Source organism: Ralstonia sp. TCR112, from assembly GCF_007997035.1.
GTDB classification, from domain to species: Bacteria; Pseudomonadota; Gammaproteobacteria; order Burkholderiales; family Burkholderiaceae; genus Ralstonia; species Ralstonia edaphi.
The window spans coordinates 1-544 of sequence record NZ_VOSS01000236.1; the positions used below are offsets into that span (position 1 = coordinate 1).

Sequence of the window (544 nt, forward strand, 5' to 3'; positions counted from 1 at the left end):
CGACAAGCCGTTCTACATCGAGCCGCTCTTCACGCGCGACCCGCGCCTCATCAAGCCCGTGCACGTGCTGATGGCGATGATGGCCATTCGCGGCATCTACCAGCGGCACAACGTGCAGTCGCTCAACCACGGCATCGGCTTCAACACGGCCGCCATCGAGCTGATCCTGCCGACGTACGGCGAGCGCCTGGGCCTCAAGGGCAAGATCTGCCGCAACTGGACGCTGAACCCGCATCCGACGCTGATCCCCGCCATCGAATCCGGCTGGGTGGAAAGCGTGCACTGCTTCGGCACCGAACTGGGCATGGAGCGCTACGTGGCCGCGCGCCCCGATGTGTTCTTCACCGGCCGCGATGGCTCGCTGCGCTCCAACCGCATGCTGTGCCAGCTCGCCGGCCAATATGCGGTGGACCTCTTCATTGGCGCGACGCTGCAGGTGGATGGCGATGGGCATTCGTCCACCGTCACGCGCGGGCGGCTGGCCGGTTTTGGCGGCGCGCCCAACATGGGCCACGACCCGCGCGGCCGCCGTCACGCCACGCCC

General features: G+C 67.6%; 1 protein-coding gene. It reads left to right on the top strand.

Annotated features, from left to right (window positions below):
* The coding region (locus tag FUT88_RS25570; RefSeq protein WP_186829391.1) for a malonate decarboxylase subunit alpha at positions 1-544 on the top strand (544 nt) is incomplete at both ends.